Annotated in this window: 16 protein-coding genes; 8 read left to right on the plus strand and 8 right to left on the minus strand. The window is 39.7% G+C overall.

Going from position 1 to position 20,756, the window contains the following annotated elements:
• Nucleotides 1-57: 57 nt before the first annotated feature.
• On the minus strand, nt 58-2,130 hold the full coding sequence (locus PSH41_RS05870; RefSeq protein WP_273588497.1) for a sensor domain-containing protein: 2,073 nt from the start codon (nt 2,128-2,130) through the stop codon (nt 58-60).
• Nucleotides 2,131-2,273: 143 nt separating this feature from the next.
• Nucleotides 2,274-4,064 (minus strand): M61 family metallopeptidase, encoded by a 1,791-nt coding sequence (locus PSH41_RS05875; RefSeq protein WP_248450207.1) that lies wholly within the window; start codon nt 4,062-4,064, stop codon nt 2,274-2,276.
• Nucleotides 4,065-4,267: 203 nt separating this feature from the next.
• Between PSH41_RS05875 and PSH41_RS05880 the strand changes: the two genes are divergently transcribed.
• The 6 genes from PSH41_RS05880 to PSH41_RS05905 all read left to right on the plus strand — a co-directional run bounded on the left by PSH41_RS05880 (nt 4,268) and on the right by PSH41_RS05905 (nt 11,358).
• Entirely contained in the window at nt 4,268-5,803 is a 1,536-nt protein-coding gene (locus PSH41_RS05880) for a GGDEF domain-containing protein (protein ID WP_248450209.1), read from the plus strand.
• Nucleotides 5,804-5,882: 79 nt separating this feature from the next.
• Entirely contained in the window at nt 5,883-7,226 is a 1,344-nt protein-coding gene (ppnN, locus tag PSH41_RS05885) for a nucleotide 5'-monophosphate nucleosidase PpnN (protein ID WP_004586396.1), read from the plus strand.
• Nucleotides 7,227-7,236: 10 nt separating this feature from the next.
• The gene (gene xni, locus PSH41_RS05890) at nt 7,237-8,010 is read left to right on the plus strand and encodes a flap endonuclease Xni (protein WP_248450211.1); all 774 of its coding nucleotides are present in this window, start codon (nt 7,237-7,239) and stop codon (nt 8,008-8,010) included.
• A gap of 69 nt (nt 8,011-8,079) precedes the next feature.
• Complete coding sequence (locus PSH41_RS05895; RefSeq protein WP_004586398.1) at nt 8,080-8,466, plus strand: DUF3192 domain-containing protein; 387 nt, start codon at nt 8,080-8,082, stop codon at nt 8,464-8,466.
• A gap of 6 nt (nt 8,467-8,472) precedes the next feature.
• Complete coding sequence (locus tag PSH41_RS05900; RefSeq protein WP_273588496.1) at nt 8,473-10,161, plus strand: hypothetical protein; 1,689 nt, start codon at nt 8,473-8,475, stop codon at nt 10,159-10,161.
• Nucleotides 10,162-10,350: 189 nt separating this feature from the next.
• Nucleotides 10,351-11,358, plus strand: a complete 1,008-nt coding sequence (locus PSH41_RS05905) for an isocitrate dehydrogenase (protein ID WP_004586400.1) — start codon at nt 10,351-10,353, stop codon at nt 11,356-11,358.
• Between the two features lie 203 nt (nt 11,359-11,561).
• Here PSH41_RS05905 and PSH41_RS05910 read toward each other — a convergent pair whose 3' ends face one another.
• Entirely contained in the window at nt 11,562-14,561 is a 3,000-nt protein-coding gene (locus tag PSH41_RS05910; protein WP_273588495.1) for an immune inhibitor A domain-containing protein, read from the minus strand.
• A 444-nt stretch (nt 14,562-15,005) separates the two neighbouring features.
• Between PSH41_RS05910 and PSH41_RS05915 the strand changes: the two genes are divergently transcribed.
• Together PSH41_RS05915 and ilvN are read left to right on the plus strand one after the other, a co-directional pair.
• The gene (locus tag PSH41_RS05915) at nt 15,006-16,730 is read left to right on the plus strand and encodes an acetolactate synthase 3 large subunit (protein ID WP_054981927.1); all 1,725 of its coding nucleotides are present in this window, start codon (nt 15,006-15,008) and stop codon (nt 16,728-16,730) included.
• Nucleotides 16,730-17,227 carry an acetolactate synthase small subunit gene (gene ilvN, locus PSH41_RS05920; protein WP_004586403.1) on the plus strand — a complete coding sequence of 166 codons (498 nt, stop codon included), beginning with the start codon at nt 16,730-16,732 and terminating at the stop codon, nt 17,225-17,227. The genes PSH41_RS05915 and ilvN overlap by 1 nt, the downstream gene beginning before the upstream one ends.
• Nucleotides 17,228-17,432: 205 nt before the next feature.
• Here the strand turns inward: ilvN and PSH41_RS05925 are convergent, their stop codons facing one another.
• The 5 genes from PSH41_RS05925 to PSH41_RS05945 form a co-directional block, all read right to left on the minus strand.
• On the minus strand, nt 17,433-17,708 hold the full coding sequence (locus tag PSH41_RS05925) for an HU family DNA-binding protein (RefSeq protein ID WP_004586404.1): 276 nt from the start codon (nt 17,706-17,708) through the stop codon (nt 17,433-17,435).
• 206 nt (nt 17,709-17,914) lie between these two features.
• On the minus strand, nt 17,915-18,454 hold the full coding sequence (locus tag PSH41_RS05930) for a DUF3833 domain-containing protein (protein ID WP_273588494.1): 540 nt from the start codon (nt 18,452-18,454) through the stop codon (nt 17,915-17,917).
• A gap of 1 nt (nt 18,455) precedes the next feature.
• Nucleotides 18,456-18,929: a chalcone isomerase family protein gene (locus tag PSH41_RS05935; RefSeq protein ID WP_273588608.1), complete on the minus strand. Its 474-nt coding sequence runs from the start codon at nt 18,927-18,929 to the stop codon at nt 18,456-18,458.
• A 50-nt stretch (nt 18,930-18,979) separates the two neighbouring features.
• A complete protein-coding gene (locus tag PSH41_RS05940; RefSeq protein WP_273588493.1) occupies nt 18,980-19,492 on the minus strand; it encodes a DUF2878 domain-containing protein in 513 nt (170 codons plus the stop codon).
• A complete protein-coding gene (locus tag PSH41_RS05945; RefSeq protein WP_273588492.1) occupies nt 19,467-20,729 on the minus strand; it encodes an SAM-dependent methyltransferase in 1,263 nt (420 codons plus the stop codon). The genes PSH41_RS05940 and PSH41_RS05945 overlap by 26 nt, the downstream gene beginning before the upstream one ends.
• Nucleotides 20,730-20,756: the final 27 nt, after the last annotated feature.

The raw sequence follows: 20,756 nt of genomic DNA on the forward strand, positions 1-20,756 counted from the left end.
CAATTTACGCTATTTAAAGCTCAATGAGTTTTAGGTTAACACTTATAATAAATGTACTTATAACGCTTTAAAATCAAGTAACTGTAGCGCAGGCAGCGGTTTACTAAAGTAGTAACCTTGAATCAAATCGCAATTTAGCTCGGCTAGTAATTTTTGTTGTGCTGATGTTTCTACGCCCTCAGCTACCACACTTAATCCTAAGCTATGCGACATTGCAATTGTGGCTTTAACTAAGCTGTAGTCTTCTTGGTTTTCGGTAATACCACAAATAAAGCTGCGATCTATTTTTAATACCTTAAACGGATATTGCCTTAAATAGCTAAGCGATGAGTAGCCTGTGCCAAAGTCATCCATAGATAGTTTAATACCGAGCTTATTAAGTGCATGCAACGACTCTGTTATATTGGTTTGTACGCTCATTAACACGCCTTCGGTTATTTCAAGCTCGACATTTTTAGCACTTACTCCGGTTTTTTCTAACGTGCTTGCTATAAAACTTAGCAGCTCTGAATCTCTAAATTGGCTTGGTGATAAATTAATTGCCATGCTGTAGTTTTGTTGAGAGCTTGCCTGCCACTGCGTTAAAAATGCTAATGCCTGCTCAATAACAAACTTTCCAATAGGAATAATTAAACCTGTTTGCTCTGCTAACGGAATAAACTCATCTGGCATAACCTTACCAAGCACACTATTGTTCCAGCGTAATAGCGCCTCAGCCCCAATTATTTTAAGTGTTTTAGCATCGCATTTAGGTTGGAAATACAATTCAAATTCGTTTTTTTCAAGAGCAACATGCATCTGCGCTTCTATTGCTAACCGCCTTTTTATGGCGGTATTCATTTCGCTGGTAAAGCAGGCGTAGGTGTTTCTGCCAAGCGCTTTTGCTTGGTACATTGCTGTGTCTGCATGGCGTAATAAATCAGAGGCTGTTACCCCATTATCAGGGTACAAAGCCACGCCAATACTTAACGTTAATAACAATTCGCGACCATCTATTTCAAAAGGAGTTCTAAAGCTTTTAAGTAAGCGTGTAACAATCGCATCTAGCTGTTTTTTACTGCGAAGCTCTGATTGTAGAATAATAAATTCATCTCCCCCTAACCTGCCTACGGTCGCGTTTTCATTAACTATTTGGCTCAGTTTATTTGCGGCGCTGATAAGTAATGAATCGCCAATTTCATGCCCGAGTGTGTCGTTTACTTTTTTAAAGTCATCTAAGTCGATAAAAATAACAGCGGCTAAAGTATTTTTTTCGCTCGCAGTGCTAATCAGCTGAGTAAGTCGTTTTAAAGAATAAAAACGATTAGGAAGTAGCGTTAAGCTATCGTAATAGGCTTGTTTACGTATAAGTTTGTCTGACTCATGCTGCTCTGTTATGTCGCGAATTATCACCATGACTTGGTCTGAATGATGTAAATAACTCACTCGCGCTTCGAAATACAACACGCCTTTGGGTACTAAAAGTTCGTATTCAAAGCATACATTACCTTTGTGAATTAACAGCTCTTGAATATTGTCTTTAAACATTTTGGCTACAGTATAGGGCAATACGCTAAACATCGATTTATTTAAAAATTGCTCAGGTTGTAAATGTAAGTTGCTCAAATCATTTGCGTGGTAATCAACTATGGTGCCATCCGGTTTGAGTAAAAAGTACAAATCAGGAATGGCTTCAAATACTTTTTCGAGCATCTGCTGTTTATCCATAGCTTGCGCTTGTGCTTGTTTTACATCGCTCAAATCTATGTCGATGCAGTACATCTGTTTTACCCCATGCTGATTTGTAAACATAACATGGCTTGAAAACACAGTGACATTGCTGCCATTTTGATGCTGTAATGTAAGCTCAGCCGCGGGTATTTCGATATCGTTTATGAGCCACTCACGATGAGCATCTATAACCGCATCTTGCATTGGGGGCGGAATAATTAAATCTTCTAGTTTTTTTCCGGTTGCGTACTCTTTTGTATAGCCATAAAGCAGCTCACTGCCTTTATTCCAATAAATAACGCGGCGCTGCTCATCGTATCCTTGCACAGAAATACTGTGTATCGCATCAAATAACTGATGCAGCGGATCGTTAAGCACAAATTGATGTGAGAGGATTTGAGTGGTTTTTAATGACTTCATTTATACGCAACCTAGAGTTGTTATTAACACAATAATAGGACGTACTTTTAAAATTAGCACTTTTAGGTTGGTTTCTAGGTGATATACCTTTGCATAAGATATAAAAAAAGGAGCCAAAGCTCCTTTTATTAAACGCTATTATGTTAATCAGCTTGCACATTAATTGGGTGCTCTACCCCCATCCATGCTTTAAATAAAGCGCGTTGAGATAAAGTAGCATTTTTATCAGCAACCACCTTTTTAGGTTTATCATAATCTTGCGATAAAACGAGGGTTGTTGATTGAAGTGCATCGCGACGAATAAAATCGATAGTGACTTTTTCACCCGCTTTAAATACTTCTAAGCTCGATTTTAAATCTTTTCCAACATGCTGCTTGTTAACCGCCACAATTTTATCGTCTGTTGTGAGGCCCGCCTGCCATGCTGCTCCACCTCTGCGAACATGGGTAAGCGTTAATAACTCACCGCTATTTTTTGCAGTGGCATCAATACTTGCTAGTGGCTTAGCGCTCTCAGGGCGAGTAAGCTTTAAGCCAACTTTACCTAATAAAGCATCAAAATCTATATTAGCTGGGGTGCTCACGTTATCGTGCCACCACGTTGTGTAGTCTTCACCTGTTAGCTCTTTCAATATTGCCAGTACATCTTGCTCAGTAAACCCTTGTGGTAACGTGTGCTTGTTGTATAAAGCGTTGTGTACTTGGCGGTAGTTAACTTTTGCCTGGGTTGTTTCTAATAAATGTATATCTAACAACATAGAAAGCAATGAGCCTTCTAAATATATATTGGTGCTGTAATTACGCGCGTGGTCGCCGCCTTGGTTTATCCATTTATCAAAGCTTGTTTCACTGGCACTTTGTACTTCTCGACCTGGTGTTTGTAAGTGGCGATTAATCGTTTTACTCATCACTTTAAAAAACTCATCGGTGGTTTCTATGCCTGAGCGCACTAATAGATGATCTTCAAAGTAGCTAGTAGAACCTTCCGAAATCCATAATAAATTTGAGTAGTTCATGTTGGTGTAATCATAAGGCGCCAGCCCTTTAGGGCGGTAAGCTTTTACATTCCAGGTATGAATAAATTCATGCGCGGCGGTACTTATAAAGCCTAAGTAGTCTTCGCGGCTACCAAAACGATTCCGTGGGCGCTGTATAATGGTTGAGTTTAAATGCTCAGTTGCCCCGCCAGCACCCGATGTAGCATGCACCATAAATACATAACGCTCATACGGGTAGCTATTCCAAATAACATTACCTGTGGTCACTAATTTTTTTAAATCAGTAAGCATTAGTTGCTCATCGTAGTTGCCTTCGCCCCATATAACTAACTCGTACTGGCGGCCATCTACTTCAAATTTATGAAGTTTGTTAATTCCTGTTTCTATTGGTGAGTCTACCAGTACATCGTAGTCTGCGGCTTTAAAACTGTGTTTATTACTCGCATTTTCCATACCTGATACAGAGCGCCACGCTTTAGGCACCTTTAAATCTACGGTAACTGGTTCTTGGCGAAACGATTCACTAAACATAAAAAAGCCAGATGCATCAATAAACGCATGGCTATCGTCTATGTGGCGTGCACGTTTACCTAACTCGTTTGCATATACTTGGTAATCAATATTCACGTGTGTTGGCTCAGCTAAATGCACTCGCCATGTGCTGTGATTAATTTTTTCCCATTTTAATGCATTGCCATTGTCGTCTGTGGCCGCAAAGTAACGTACCCCATTGGCTAAATTTAATATTTCGTAGCGACCAGTACGCCATGCAGGCAATTTAACATCGATATGCGATTGCGCCGACTTTGGAAACTCTACACTTACATTACCTAAATGATGTTGTGGCTGTGTAATACTTAAAGAATAATTTACATCGGCTAACGCAGGGGCTGCACAACAGGCCGCTAACATTGACAGGACTAAACGCTTTTTCATAATGACTCAAGGTTACTTATTATTTGAAATAAGCCTAACAAGGCATAAATTAAAAGTGAATTAAAAACGACAAACAACCTAATAGCTCAGTTTACATGCAGGGTCTAAGTAAAAATGCTAAGTTTTTAATTAGATAACTACACTTAATATGATTTTGTTGTAAACTGAAGGTAATGTAATTAATACGATGGCGGTATGCTTAGGTGTCTGAAAACTCTAACGCTGTAGATAAAAAGTTAAAGCAAGCAATTGAAGCAAGGATAGCCATTGAAAATGCGCGTAAGCTCCAAGTTGATACTTTATCAAATCTAACTGCAAAATTGTCTTTAAGCTGTAAAGGGCTTGATATTGAGCTTGATAATAAACTCGCCAAATTTAGAAGTTCGCTAAATAAAGGTGTCGGGTTTGAAATATTATCCCCTTTAATAGATGACATTTTATTGTTACTGCAAAACCAAGAGGCGTTACAAACAGCCCATCAGCGAGAGCTGTTTTCGAGCGTACAAACAGCCGGTAAGCTTTTACAAAAAACCAAAGGCTTACCAGATGATACCCGCCGCACTTTAAGACATTTACTCGACCACGAAATTAATAATGTACAGTCTACGCACGACTACATTCCGATATTAAATCAGCTTATTAACTTTTATCACCATGCTTTGCATAGCAAGCTTTCAACCACGGATGAAACAAGTACCAATGCTTCTCCTCGTATGGCTAAAAAGCTGTTAGAGCTTGCAAATGAGCTGGTATTAGAGGATGAATCGACAGAACAAATTAAACAAATAAAAAATGCAATTACCGAAAACGATAATTTAGAAACCCTGCTGCAAGCCGCTTTAAATATAATAAGCGTCGTGGTCAAAAATATCAGTAAAGAGCGCCAATCGGCACAAAGCTTTTTAGTCTCGCTTAACCAAACATTAGAAGAGTTGCACTCATCAATCGTATCTACCAGCCAGCACTCTAAATCAATGGGGGAAGAGTTCGATACACTAAATAAACGTATTGAAGGAAAAATAAAGCATTTAAACGAGCAAACCCAATCTGCTACGTCTATTTCCTCTTTAAAAGAATTAGTTGATAACGAGCTAAAATCACTCAGCCAAGACTTTATTGCTAAAGAGCAGCTAGAAAGAAAAGACCGCGAAACGCTGATTGCCAGCTTTGATGAAATTAACGAGCGAATCGGCAGCTTAGAAGGCAAACTAACCAAATATAAAAAACGCCTAAACGAGCAACGCTTTAAAAGCTTACTCGACAGCCTTACAAAACTTCCTAATAGAGCGGCTTTTGATGAACGTTACAATCACGAGCTTCACTTATTTAATGTCCAAGCCTCGGATGTTACCCTAGTGGTTATTGATGTGGATCACTTTAAGTCAATTAATGATAGATTTGGTCATACTGCAGGCGATATAACCTTACAAGTTATTGCAAAGGCGCTGCAAAAATCAGTGAGGCAGTCTGATTTTATAGCCCGCTACGGCGGAGAGGAATTTGTACTACTTATGCCTGGGCTTTCGTTGTTAAACGCAGCGCAGCCGCTTGAAAAACTGAGAAAAGTGATTAAAAATATTCCTTTTAAATTTAGAGAAAAAGAAATAGAAATCACTATTTCGTTAGGCGCTACACAATTTAAAAAAGGCGATACACCGCTCAAAGCATTCGACAGAGCAGATGACGCCCTTTATGAAGCAAAGAAAACGGGTCGGGATCGCCTTTGTATGAGTAAATAATGTCATAATTCTCAATTAGTTTGAGTGCTAAAGTAGATGACATGCAGTTTTTACATTTTAAGCAGCAAGGAGAATGCCGATGTTAATACAGTTAAACCCGACTGGGGTTTTAGATTTACTGTCACAATTGGAAGTTGATTTATTAGAGCAATCTTCAGCCAGTGAACGTTATCGACTTTTTAGAAACTGTGCCTTAGCCGTCCTTAACGTAGGCAGCCACACAGATGCAAGTAATGAAATTTACGACAAATACCAAGACTTTGATATTCGTTTAGTCAGTCGCGAGCGCGGCATTAAAATTGAGTTAGAAAACCCTCCCGAAACCGCCTTTGTTGATGGCGAAATAATTACCGGTATTCACGAGCATATTTTTTCGGTGATCCGCGATATTTTATTTATTTGCCAAAAATACGAAAAAGATCTTAAAGAACAAAAAGCCATTACCCACATGGTATTTGATATGCTTAGAAACGCCGGGGCGCTGCGCGTTAACAGCGAACCAAATATGATTGTGTGTTGGGGTGGGCATTCAATTAACGAAATAGAATATAAATATACAAAACAAGTCGGTTACGAGCTTGGCTTACGTGGTTTAAATATATGCACTGGCTGCGGCCCGGGGGCAATGAAAGGCCCGATGAAAGGTGCCACTATTGGCCATGCTAAACAACGTATTAGTGAAAACCGTTATCTTGGTTTAACCGAGCCTAGTATAATTGCCGCAGAGCCACCAAACCCTATTGTAAATGAGCTGGTAATTTTACCCGACATTGAAAAGCGCCTTGAAGCATTTATTAGAACGGCGCATGCAATTATTATATTTCCAGGTGGTGCAGGTACTGCAGAAGAATTACTTTATTTATTAGGTATTTTGCTGCACCCAGATAACGAAAAACAGTGTTTGCCTGTTATTTTAACCGGCCCTAAGGAAAGCGAAGCGTACTTTAGCGAGTTATGTAAGTTTGTAGAGCTGACATTAGGCAAAGAAGCCCTTGATAAGTTTGAAGTAATCATTGATGATCCAGCGCTAGTAGGGCAAAAATTAAAATCAGCTATGGCAAATGTACGTAATTATCGTAAAAGCCAAGGCGATGCCTACTACTTTAACTGGACACTTAAAATCGATAACGATTTTCAGCAACCTTTTGCACCTACGCACGAAAACATGGCAAGTTTAGATTTGCACCTAGAACAGCCCAAGCAGCAATTAGCGGCTAACCTACGTAGAGCGTTTTCGGGGATTGTTGCTGGCAATGTTAAAGATGAAGGCCTACGCGCTATAAAAGCACATGGACCTTATGTGTTAAGTGGTGAGCCTGATTTAATGAAAGATATGGATAAACTATTACAAGCATTTGTAGACCAAGGTCGTATGAAGTTACCCGGTAGTAAGTATATCCCTTGTTATGAAATAAAAGCATGAGTTTGACTATTTGAAACCCCATTTACTTTTAATTGATGCGCTTAATTTAATTAGGCGCATTTACGCAGTTGACGCTAACCAAACACACCATAGTGAAGAACAGATGCTAAAGGCCAGTTGCGCGCGCGTAGCACATGCTTGCAAAAAGCTTTTACAGTCAACAAATGCCACTCACGCTATAGCTGTCTTTGATGGCGACAAAAGCTGGCGCTACCACTTTTATAAGCAATATAAACACTCTAGGGCCCCCATGCCCGACACGCTTAAAAATGCGCTGCACAACTTTAAAGAAGCTATAGAGCAAACGGGTATCGTTGTATTTGAACCGCTTAACGATGAAGCCGACGATATCATAGCCACCTTAGCCGACAAAGCTGCAAAAAATAAGATAAACAGTACCATTGTTTCTACAGATAAGGGTTTTTTACCTTTTTTGAACGACTATATTTGTGTGTACGATTATTTTAAAAAGAGCTACCTAGATTGCGTCAGCATTGAGCAGCGCTTTGGTATTGAGCAAAGTAAACTTATTGATTTTTGGGCCTTAGCGGGTGATAAAACTAACGATGTACCCGGCGTTAAAGGCATAGGGACTAAATCGGCTCAGCTTATTGTAAATACCTACGAAAGCATAGATAGCGCCATAGAAGATGATGCCCTATCAAGCAGTATTCAAAGAAAGCTAGTTGAGCAAAAAGACATGTATGTTATTTCTAAACAATTAGTAACTTTGCGAACAGATATACAGCTAGGTTTTAGTTTAAAGCAGTTAAGGTTGCATTAGTCGCATGTTGATAGCACTGTTTAAGCGCACAACATATACTCACTTTATTGTTGCGAGTGTGAGTTAAAAATGATTAAAAAGTTTATAAGATACTTAATATTAGGGTTAGGCTTGTATGCACTCATTGCGACTTTAGTGATCACCTTTTATAAAGATGACCCGCAAGCAATGATTTGGCAAGACCGTGAGGCTTTTAACGAGCGATACATAAGAAAGCTGTCAATTGATGAGGCGGTTACTTTAAACAGTGTACTCGATTATTTAGGAAGCCCCGATTTAACCTATGCCAAACGTAACAAAGACCAAGTATGGCAGATTGTTTTTTACCGTACTCAGCACCAAACTTCAGATGGCATAACCACGATGGATGAATGCACCGGCTTATTATTTAAAAATGGTGAGTTATTTTTATGGGGCCCCAGCGCCTATACAACTTATCAGGAAAAGATCAGGTGATGGCCAATGGATGAGCCCATTTCAAAACAGTTAGTGCGGTTACTGCATAACACACATCAAATACTAACAATTTATAGTGACAAAACGCAGTGGCAACATCTTTATCCGCTTGTTGTACAAACAGCCCAGCACTATCGCGTTTTGTATCAGCAACACCCGCACGCTTTACAAGCGCGTTTAAGCTTGTACACCAGCCACTACGACTTTGCTACAAACCTCGTTATTAACCAATGTGTTATTAGCACCGCACTGTGCGCTAGCCAGCAATTTGATGACGAACTAACCGAGCTTTATATTGGTGTTGCATTGGTAGAACATTGCTGCGTTGTAGCGCAGCATAATAAAATTGCGCAGCAGCAAATGCTTACACTCAGCGATAAAAAAATATGGCGTTTTCGCCATCAGCTAGCAGCAAAAGTGTTGGTCAGTGCACAGCACCCTACCCAAAATAGCGTGCGTATGTTGGCTAAACTAAATAAGTATAAGCAAGCTTTACTAAGTACTAGCGACATAATGCTATATGACAATGCCATAACCTTGTGTGCATTAAGTAATATTATCGCGATGAACATCACCTATACATCGAAAAAGAACCCATTAAATTTTTACAAAGCTTTGGGTGAATTGTATGTCAAAACAGCTAACCCATTTGCGCAAAGCTTAATTAAGGATTTAATAGCGCATATAGGCCCACACCTGCCAGGCAGTAAAATTGTTTACAGCGACCAAGCAATGGTTTATCTAGCAAGTGATGAGGCTAATAAGCATATACTTATTAATGCCAATAATGAGAAAAAACTGGCGTGGTACAAGGTTAAAACCTCACTTAAAGATCAACCAATGCAATGGCTATGTACTGATAAACGGGTATTATTTTTAGCCTGGAACAATGAGCACCTGGTACGTAAAGCCTCGCCGCAGATAAGTTCAAAGGCCGAATTAATAGCATTAGTAAGTCATATAAAAGTAGCGCATGAATATAGCTTTAAAGGCTTAGATAAGTTACTGGCCCCTTTTAGTGAAATAACACAGAAGCTCTGCCAAGCAGTCAGGCCCTATAACAATCAGCACCAAGCCGCCAAAGACTTACGCCATAGCTTGTCGATGGTCGGCTACGATAATGCACCGGCGATTATTCAGCGGGTTATATTTGAGCAATTAGTGGATACATCACATCATCCGCACAAACACATCGTACTGAATAAACTTAATAGCTTTATTAGTATTTTAGCTTTAATGGTAAGCAATAACCCAAAACAGCAGTTTGAACATATAGCCTTGCCTATCTATGGTTACGTGCATTATTTATTAACCCACTGCAGTGCACAGCTCTGTGCAAAAGTAACCATAAGTAGTGTGCCTAACCAAACTTATAGTGCCCCATTAGCAGCCTTTTTTGGGGTGGAAACGATTAATAATGAACATTTAAATACAGAATTAACACAACTACTGAGTGATAATCCATGGACCAAGCCCCTACTCGATGCTGAACAACAACCTAAAAAAGAGCTAAACGAGCAGCACAAATTATGGATTAGTTTAAAGGTCGTGGCGCAAACTATTTTTAAACCCGCTCTGCCTTTAACGCCTTGGCAAAAACAAACTTTAAATGCGCAGCTAAAAGCACAAGGCTTTAAATCTGAGGATGATTTTTTTGCGCAACTGCAAGGCTTATCGCTATATAACAGCATTTAAGTCACTTATGCTGACTATAAGCACAGGTTATACCCTGTATTTATAGTATAAACTGGCAAAATGGGCGATAAGTTGGTATAAATGCGCCCTCAAAATATATCCACATACGTCACATAAATGACCTAACAAGCAGTTACTATTATTAGTAATAATTTATGTGCGTTTTTTATTCTTTTAAAGGAAAAGTCAATGGCCAAACAAACCATCACAGTGATCAAAGGCGACGGCATCGGTCCGAGCATTATCGACTCAGCACTTGAAATATTAAAAGCCGCAGGTTGCGATTTTGATTATGAATTTGTTGATGCAGGCCTTGCTGCACTAGAAAAAACTGGCGAGCTACTTCCTCAAGAAACAATTGATACAATCGCTAAAAACAAAATCACTCTTAAAGGCCCACTAACGACGCCGGTAGGTGAAGGTTTTACGTCTATTAACGTAACATTACGTAAGCAATTTGGTTTATACGCAAACGTACGCCCTGTTAAATCATTTGTTGGTACTAAAGCACGTTACGATGATATCGATATCATTACTATTCGTGAAAATACCCAAGGTATGTACTCAGGTTTAGGCCAAGTAGTAAGCGAAGACGGTAACGAAGCAGAAGCTAAATCTGTAATTACTCGCGAAGGCGCTGAGAAAATCATCACTTTTGCCTACGAGTTAGCAGTACGTGAAGGCCGTAAAAAAGTAACCGCAGTACACAAAGCAAATATCTTAAAATCTACCTCTGGCTTATTTTTAAAAGTTGCACGTGAAGTTGCTGAGCGTTACCCGCAAATTGAATCAACTGAAATGATTGTTGACGCAACATGTATGAAGCTAGTTATGACACCAGAAGAGTTTGACGTTGTAGTAACAACTAACTTATTTGGCGACATTTTATCTGATCTTTGTGCTGGTTTAGTTGGCGGTTTAGGTATGGCACCAGGTGCAAACATTGGTGAAGATGCTGCTATTTTTGAAGCCGTTCACGGTAGTGCACCAGATATTGCTGGCAAAAACCTAGCAAACCCTACTTCAGTAATTTTAGCGTCTATCCAAATGCTTGAGCACTTAGATATGGGCGACACGGCTGAGCGTATTCGCAGCGCAGTAGCTGATGTAATTAAATCAGGCGATCGCACAACACGTGACTTAGGCGGCAGCCACGGTACAACTGATTTCACTCAATCAGTAATCGACCGTTTATAATTTAACAAGGTTAATCTTGTTTTAAGCCTAAAAGCCAGCATATTGCTGGCTTTTTTGTATTTTAACCTTTGCTAATTACATCACTTGGCATAACTACGCTATTTATTTTAAATAGAATTTTTAATGCAGCGAGCATCACCTTTTATACCACTGGTGTTAAGTTATTAGACATTTAAGTCGATTGGTATTGCTTCACAAAATCATTAAACTTTATTGCTGGTACGCCGGTAAAATCCACTTATCACTAATAGCACAATTAAATAACCTATTGCCCCACCACTTGATGACGATTCACTTTGCGCTTCTTGTACCGAGACTGTTAGCTCACTACTTATAACTTCATTGGTTTGACTGTCTGTGAGCACAAGTTTTACTGAATAACTACCTGCACCTTGGTAATTATGACTTGGGTTTTGCGTTGTACCTAGTGGGCTGCTATCGCCATAATCCCAGCTATATGTATAATTACCAGATCCACCTAATGGTGAGCTATTAAATTGTACCGCTAAGTTATTTGCCGTATGGCGTGTACTTAATTGCAGCGGTGCATTAACACTCAAAGCATGCTGTTGGCTAACACTTATTCCTTGCGTATCAGTTACTATTAACGCGAGGGTATAATCTCCAGAGTAGCTAAATTGGTAATCTAGGTTTTCAGTTTGCGATACGGGTTCACCATCTATAAGCCAACTCATGTTGTAAGGTGCTTTACCGCCAGTTACGATTGCTTGAGCAGATAAAGTCGCACCGTTTAACTGATACGTTAAATTTTCAATTTCTAGCGGTTTTGTGATGGTAATTTGTTTAGTTTGTGTTTGCGTAGTCATCTCACCCATTACCGAAAAGGTAACGCTGTATGTGCCGTAATCGGCATAGGTATGTGTAGGACTTAGCTCAGTACTCGATTGCCCATCACCAAAGTCCCATAAAAATGTATCTGTGGGGGTTAACTTTAAACCGGCTACATTAAAGCTAACGGTTGCCTCGTTTACTGTTGTGGTTATTTGTTGTAGCGCATCATAGCTAAGCAAAAGCTCTGCTGCTTCACTTTCAGGGTGTTGGCTGACTATTTCAAAGTTAAACCCTTGGGGAGTAAGCACCACACCTGATTCAGCCTGCTGCGTAAAGCTGTAATCAAAATGATCATTGAACTCACTAATGGCAGCTAAGTCTTGATCGCCTAAACCTGCACTTTGCTGATATAAACTAAATGCAGCATCGCGTACTTGTATAGGTGTATCTGCAAGTGTGGTGCTACTTGTACCGCGATAAATTGGCTTTTGATCCGCATCAACCACTAAATTTAAACCACCCCCTGGGTGATCAGTTGTGTTGTTGTTATCAAATGCACTATTGCTATACCATAATAAAACTCCCGGTGAATATTGCTCTGCTTGTAAGCCGGCATCCACACCTCTGTGCGCACGTAGCTGTATATAGTAGTGGGCTGGTTTAGCATAAATATAACTACTCACGCGGCTAAAACCATTTAACGCTAAGTTAATACTTGGCTGCTCTGCGTTATTTTGCCAAATCACAGTATTGTTGTTTGTTATTTTTAAATCATCGGCTACAAAACCATAATACTGTGTGTTTGTATCGGTAATATACTCAATACTTAATGTAATGGTTTGTCCTGCATATTGTGTTAAATCAAACTCATGCATTAAAAAACCATTAGGTTGCTGCGCATCTGCATGTAAAAACGAATCACCAGTTATATACGGGCCTATATCGCCATAATAAGGATTTGTCTCGATTGTATAATTACCAGCTAAAGGAGTTTGATTTACCTTTACTTGTACAAGGTCATAATCGCGCTCAATACTGTAGTAAGCTAAAAAGCTAAGAGTCAGTGGTGTAGCCGCCTCAGGTAAGGTCACGGTTTGTGAGAGCGTGTGTGTTAGGTTGTTACCTGTACCAGAGTAAAATTGAAAATCACCTTCAACCGGGGTTTTAAATTTTTCTAGCTGCTGCGCAAGTGTCACTTTAATTTGGCTTTGCTGCTGAGAAAGTGAGCTAGTATAAACTAGCGACTGCTGAGGCTGACTGCTCACTTCCTCCATGGTTAAATTAAGCTGGTTCACCCAATTGCCTTGGTATCTGTTTTGTAAATACTCAAGCGCCTGTGCACTAAACATAACGGGCTGTGAACCTCTAGGCCCACCAGCCCAGCTACCAGTAGACATTATTGACCAAGACGATACAGGCTCACCCACGGTATTTGACTGTAAATCGTACTCATCTGCTAAACCTAAGTCGTGACCAAATTCATGCGCAACGACACCTATGCTGGCATCTATTGGGTTTACCGTATAGCCCGATAACTTAACGCTACTACCCGCAATACTAACCGGTTCACTGTTTTCATCAAATACGTAGTAGCGGTGAGACCAAATTGCATCAACGCCTAAATAGCCTCCACCGGATTCTTCACCAATACTGGAATGAAAAACCATAACATGGTCGATAATGCCGTTTGGCTCGTTGATAATGCCATCGCCGTCAATATCATCTAAATCTGTTAAATCATATTGCGTTAAATCAATATCAAATTGTGCAGTGGCTTTTTCGACTGCTTCTTTTATCAGTGCGGGGGCATTTATATCGCGTGTGTTACCTACGCGCTCACCATAGGTTTTAGCATTACTATTTGCCCTAACCCACCCATATACTTGCCCGCTAAAAGTTAAGCTAGCGCCTGATGCGTCGTAATAATAATCGTATACGCTGCTAAGCGTTTCATTATCAGGGCCAACAAACCCACCCTCATTAAAAAGCAATTGTTGGTAATGCTCCTTTGTATAATTTTCGTAATACATATCGGTATCACCATCAACTAGCTGATTGTCATCGTGCTTTAAATCAGGAAAATCAATTAAAATAGCCAGTACTTTAACCTCATTTAGCGCGTTGCTAGGGCTAGCCGCACTTGCATATTGCAGCTGCTTATTGGCTTGCTTCGCGGTTAAGCGGGCTTTCATAGTAGAAACAGGTTTTAACTGCGAAGGGTTAAGCCGTTCAGTATTCGCTAAGTAGCTTTCAACCGTTGGCTTGTTAGTGGTTTGTTGGGTATCAGCGCGTTTATTTAACCAATACTCTATTCTTTGTTTGTTAATAATACCTGGGTCATGCGCACTGGTATTTGCTGCGTTAAGGTTTAGGCTGCAAAGAAATAAGCCAAGCCATATTATTTTTTTCACTGTATCTTCCCCAGATAAATTATTGCTCTATCATACCTAATATATGCATTAAGCACAGCGCTCAAATCACCTATTTACCCATTATGGATACTCGGTAAAATTAGCATAATTTCTTCATATTTTTTATATAACTACAAATAGCGTGCAACTTTTTAGTATGAAAACAAATTAATTTGAAATTTTAATCCAAAACAGCCCTTTCAAGGTTGACATAAGCACGTAAAACCCTTAAAAATAACCCCATATAGAATTTTTAATCTAAAGCAGCATTTTGCTTTTTATAAAGTGACAATTATGAAAAAACAACTTCACCTTTTAATCGTACTCGTAGTGGTCTTAGTGATAAGCCCAGCGGGGATGTATTAAAAAGTGAAATTGCTTTTTAAAAACCCTCGCACTACGCGGGGGTTTTTTTATGCATAAACAGCGCACAGAGGAATGAGGATGAGCAAACAAGAATATAATGGTTCTGAACTAGTTGTTCAGGCATTAAAAGAGTTGAAAGTTAAGTATATATTTGGCTACCCAGGTGGGTCGGTTTTAGATTTATACGATGCACTTTTTCAACAAGAAGACATTGAACATATTTTAGTGCGTCACGAACAAGCCGCAACGCATATGGCAGACGGTTATGCCCGTGCTACTGGCGAAGTTGGTGTTGTACTTGCTACCTCAGGCCCCGGCGCAACTAACTGTATTACAGGTATTGCCACCGCTTATATGGACTCAATCCCGATGGTTGTATTATCGGGGCAAGTACCTACTAGCTTAATTGGTGACGATGCATTCCAAGAAACTGACATTGTTGGCTGTTCTCGCCCGGTTGTAAAACATAGTTTTAACTGCAGAAGCGCTGAAGAAATTCCGGCTATTTTGGCAAAAGCGTTTTACATTGCAAGCACTGGCCGCCCAGGACCCGTTGTTGTTGAGCTACCAAAAGATATGCTTAACCCTGCTATTAAGTTTGAGTACAACTTCCCTAAAACAACAGAGCTTAGAACCTACAGCCCAAATACAAAGGGCCACTCTAAACAAATTCGCAAAGCGGTTACCGCAATTTTAGAAGCAAAAAAACTGGTTATATACTCAGGCGGCGGTATTATTTTATCTAACACCTCTGAGCAATTAACCCGCTTAGTTGAATCGCTCAATGCACCTATCACTAATACATTAATGGGCTTAGGCGGTATTTCGGGTATTCACCCAAATTACGTGGGTATGCTGGGTATGCACGGCACGCTTGAAGCCAATAAAGCCATGGCAAATGCCGATGTAATTTTAGCGCTGGGAGCGCGTTTTGATGATCGTGTAACCAATAATGTTAAAAAGTTTTGCCCTAATGCAACCATCGTTCACGTTGATGTAGACCCGACCTCTATTTCTAAAACGATTAAAGCACACATTCCGGTTGTGGGCTGTTTAGCCACTGTGATGGAGCAATTGCAAGCCGGCATAGATAAAAGTAGCATTCAAATTGATCGCAGTGCCCAAGAGGATTGGTGGCGACAAATTATTAGCTGGCGCGAGCAAAAGTGCCTAAGCTACAACACCGATGGCGACAAAATAAAACCTCAAGCTGTTATAGAAGCAGTGTATAAAGCCACTAATGGTGACGCATATGTAAGCTCTGATGTAGGTCAGCACCAAATGTTTGCAGCGCAATATTATCCATTTAAAAACCCTCGCCAATGGATCAATTCAGGGGGCTTAGGCACCATGGGCTTTGGCTTACCAGCAGCTATGGGTGTTAAGCTTGCCTTTCCTGATAAAGAATCAGTGTGTGTAACCGGCGATGGCTCAATCCAAATGAATATTCAAGAGCTATCAACATGCTTACAGTACAACTTGGCTGTAAAAGTGGTTTCGCTAAATAACCGCTCATTAGGCATGGTACGCCAATGGCAAGATATGATTTACGGCGGTCGCCATTCATCTTCATATATGGACTCATTACCTGATTTTGTAAAACTTGTTGAAAGCTATGGCCATGTAGGCATAAAGGTAGATACTTTAGATGAGCTACAACCTGCTATAGATAAAGCCATGAGCATTAACGACCGTTTAGTATTTTTAGATATTAACGTTGATGAAAAAGAACATGTATATCCAATGCAAATTAAACTAGGTGGCATTGATGAGATGTGGTTACGTAAAGGAGTAAAAGCATAATGCGTCGTATATTATCTATTTTATTAGAAAACGAACCGGGAGCCTTATCTCGCATTGTTGGGCTTTTTTCACAGCGCGCCTACAACATAGATAGCTTAACAGTGGGCACTACTGATGATGAGTCACTGTCACGTATCACCATTACCACTATGGGTGATGATAGAATCGTTGAGCAAATTACTAAACAAGTTAATAAATTAGTTGATGTACTTAAAATTATTGATTTAACGGAAATGAGTCACATCGAACGTGAATTATTACTTGTTAAAGTATTCGCCCAAGACGAAACCACACGTGCAGCTGTTACACGCGTTGTAGACGTGTTCCAAGGTGCTATTTTAGATATGGGACGCCAAAGCTACAGCTTACAACTGGTAAGCAGCACAGACAAAATAGAATCGTTTTTAGACACCCTACGCCATGAAACCGACATTATTGAAGTGGTGCGCTCTGGTGCTGTAGGGATCGGCCGTGGTGACAAAGCACTAAAAGCGTAATTAATTAAAGCTTAAGCGTTTTTATTAAATCCCTGCTAAGCAATTAGCAGGGATTTTTTATGCTAAGCCTTGCCTTACAACGCTCTGCATTAATACCTAATTAGGCATGCGGAAATAAGCTTAACTTAGGTAAGCTCGCTACTTTAATACAGGCAAAAAAAAAGAGCTAAATAGCTCTTTTTTAAAAAATTCTGTAAAACGCCAATTAAGGGTTTACTTGGTCTTTAAGACCTTTACCTGCTTTAAAGCTTGGGATAGTTGCCGCTGCGATTTGGATCTCAGCACCCGTTTGTGGGTTACGGCCAGTACGTGCTGCACGTTCTTTAACTGAGAAAGTACCAAAACCTACTAATGCAACTGAATTACCTTCTTTTAAAGAAGAAGTTACAGCGCCAGTAAACGCGTCAAGTGCACGTGTAGCAGCAGCTTTAGAGATTTCTGCATCAGTAGCGATTTTTTCAACTAATTGAGCTTTATTCATTGTTAGATTCCTATTCGTTATTATTTTGCCTTCGCAAAACCTATCTTTATGCATTTTTAAGGAGTTAGCAACAGCAAATTGCATTTTTTGCTTAAATACTTCGAAAATGCGTAAAATTTTAATAATTCTCGGTAAAATACAGCGTGTTGGGTTAACTAAAACTTAATTTAAGTACACAAAAGGCACACTTTAAATAACACACTGCTCTATATTTTTTCGATAACTAAGGTCACTTCCCCAACCTCGACACCAAACTTAACAATAGACGTTCGGTTTATCAAGCGCGATTGTGTAACCAGGTACATCCAATCATCAAAATTTACCTCAAGCGTACTGCCGTCATAGGGTAAGGCCACATTGTAGTTCCAATGAAACACACTGCCTGCGCTTTTACCGGTTGCAATGCCAAGCACATCATCAGCACGTCCCACTAAGCTATTATCGTCATTAAGGGTGACATACCAAATACGCTTTTGTGTTTCACCATCGTCATACACAAAGTCTTCCTCTATAACGCCCTTGTTACCTTCCCAGCGCGCATTCATAGAGACAACAAGTTTACGTGTGAGTTCGCCTTTATAATCTTGCACAACACCGTATGCTTTCAAATCGCCACTAAAAAACGCTTTAAAATCAAATTCTGGGTTGCTGCTATTGTAGTGCTCTACTTTTGGCGCGGAGCAGCTCACTAAAAATAATGCGGCCATTAAAATACATAGCTGTTTAAATTTATTTATATTGCGCATGTTAAATCCCTAATAATTGTTTTCTAAGTGCTGGCTCTGAGGTGTTTGGGCTTAGCCAAATAGCTAAAAACTGATTGGCAAATTGCGAGTCACTAATTTCACCTAACTTTTTATCATTATGATAAAAAGTAGCCTGACCGCTTGGTGATGTTTGTAAGCTTAACGACTCGCCTTTATTAATGTCTGGCCAAAGCGCGAGTAATTTATCAGCATACTTAGCTGATAAATCACTTTTACCTAAATGCTGCCATTGCTCTTTAGTGGCTTTAACAATGTCTTTTGCTGCAAAGTCTCGCAAATAGGTGAGCGTAAATTTAACGGGGTGCGCCCCCTGTTTGTAACTCCCTGAGCGGGTATATAACGTTGCATCGTAAACATCCCAAAATAAATATTCCATGCGCGCCTCGCCCACTTTTTTAAAGTCAGTTTGCTCTTCGCTAAAGCTCAATGGGGTAAAAAAAGTAGCCATAATCATTGTGGCCGTTATTGCAAATATTTTTGCGGTGATATTCATACAAGCTCCTGTTATTGCTTGCTAAAATTTATAATCACTTTAATTTTTTGATTAATAATAAGAATTAATGTAAAGGCAGCAGCCCACAGTGCGCCGTACAGAAGCCAAAACATCCACACAGGTGAATAAATACTAAGCACGCCAAATTGAGCACCTGAATAATAACTAATTGGCGCAAAGGCTAAGCACACTAAATAGGCTTGCCAAAGTTTTAGATTAGTAATAAACGCCATTGATGTGTTTAAGCAAAGCAATAATGCTGCCCATAGCAAGGCTAACCAAAGCGGAAAAGGGGATACTTTAAATTCCAAAAGGTTTAGCTGCACAGCAAGGTATTCACATAACAGCGCAATTGGTAAAGCTTTTACTAAAAGCAACGCGTCGAGCTTATGCTGCTTTGATAAAACAAACATAAGCACAACAATACCAGAGGTGTATAAAACAGATTGAGCTTCTAAAAACAGTGATAAAAACCACACTGTTTGAAAAAGCACAAAATTAATAATTAAGGGCAATTTCGTCATTTTGACTAGTAAAACGTGGTTTACGCGCCGTTAAATGAACGGTGCTGGTTGCTCGCGTTCTAAAAGCGCCTTCGCAGTAAGCAAAGTAAAATAACCATAATCTGTAAAAACGCTCATCAAACTTGTCACTGTCAAGGGTGTGCCAGTTATCAATAAAGCGTGTGCGCCAATCGGCTAGTGTTCTAGCATAATGCGCGCCTATGTCGCTTACAGTATGAATAACCATATCGGAATTGTTCTTAATTTGCTCGCTCATCTCATTAATTGAAGGCAAACAACCACCGGGAAAAATATACTGCTGAATAAAGTCAGAGTTTTTTAAATAATGTTGATAACGTTGATCGCCAATAGTGATCGCTTGGATAAGCATTGCACCGTCTTCTTTAAGCAAACTATTACATTGCTTAAAAAAGCTTGGTAGGTATTCATGTCCTACTGCTTCTATCATCTCTATTGATACAAGCTTGTCGTATTGACCTTCTAATAAACGGTAATCAAGCTTGAGCAAAGTTATATTATTTTCAAGTCCTAACTGTTTAACCTTGTTTTCAACATAGGCATATTGCTCATCAGAAATCGTTGTTGTGGTCACATGGCAGTTGTAATGTGTGGCCGCGTAAATCGCAAACGCCCCCCAGCCTGTGCCAATTTCAATAACTGAATCGCCTTCGTTTATCTCTACCTGCTCACAAATTTGTTTAAGCTTGTTTTGTTGAGCGTCTTCAAGAGAGGCGTCTTTTGATGGATAAACAGCGCAGGAGTAAAGCATTTCCTCGCTTAAAAATGACTCGTATAAATCGTTGCCCAAATCGTAATGTGCAACGATATTCTTTTTCGACCCAGATTCTGAGTTGCTGTTTTTAAGATGGTTAAAACGGTGAGCTAGGCCACTAAAAAACGAGAATTTTTTTTCAAAAGCATCTAGTTGTTTTTGGTTTATGGCAAAAATTTCGATGAGTTTGGTCAAGTTATCACACGACCATTGCCCAAGAATATAAGACTCACCAGCACCTACACTGCCAGATAGCGCAAATGCTTTATACATGGCAGTGTCGTTAACGGTAATAGTGGTTTTTAAGTCTGAATGTTGTTGACCGAATACTGTTGAGCGACTGTTCTCAACTAACACTATTTGGCCTGTTTCAATACTGGCAAAGGCTTTGGTGACTAGCTTTTTATATAAGTTTGTAAACCAACCAGTTTGCTCTTGGCAGTTTATACTTGAGACTTTTTCCATCTTAAACCCTTTATAATTGTATCGCTA

It is taken from the genome of Pseudoalteromonas sp. CST2, from assembly GCF_028599385.1.
Classification (GTDB): Bacteria; Pseudomonadota; Gammaproteobacteria; order Enterobacterales; family Alteromonadaceae; genus Pseudoalteromonas; species Pseudoalteromonas atlantica.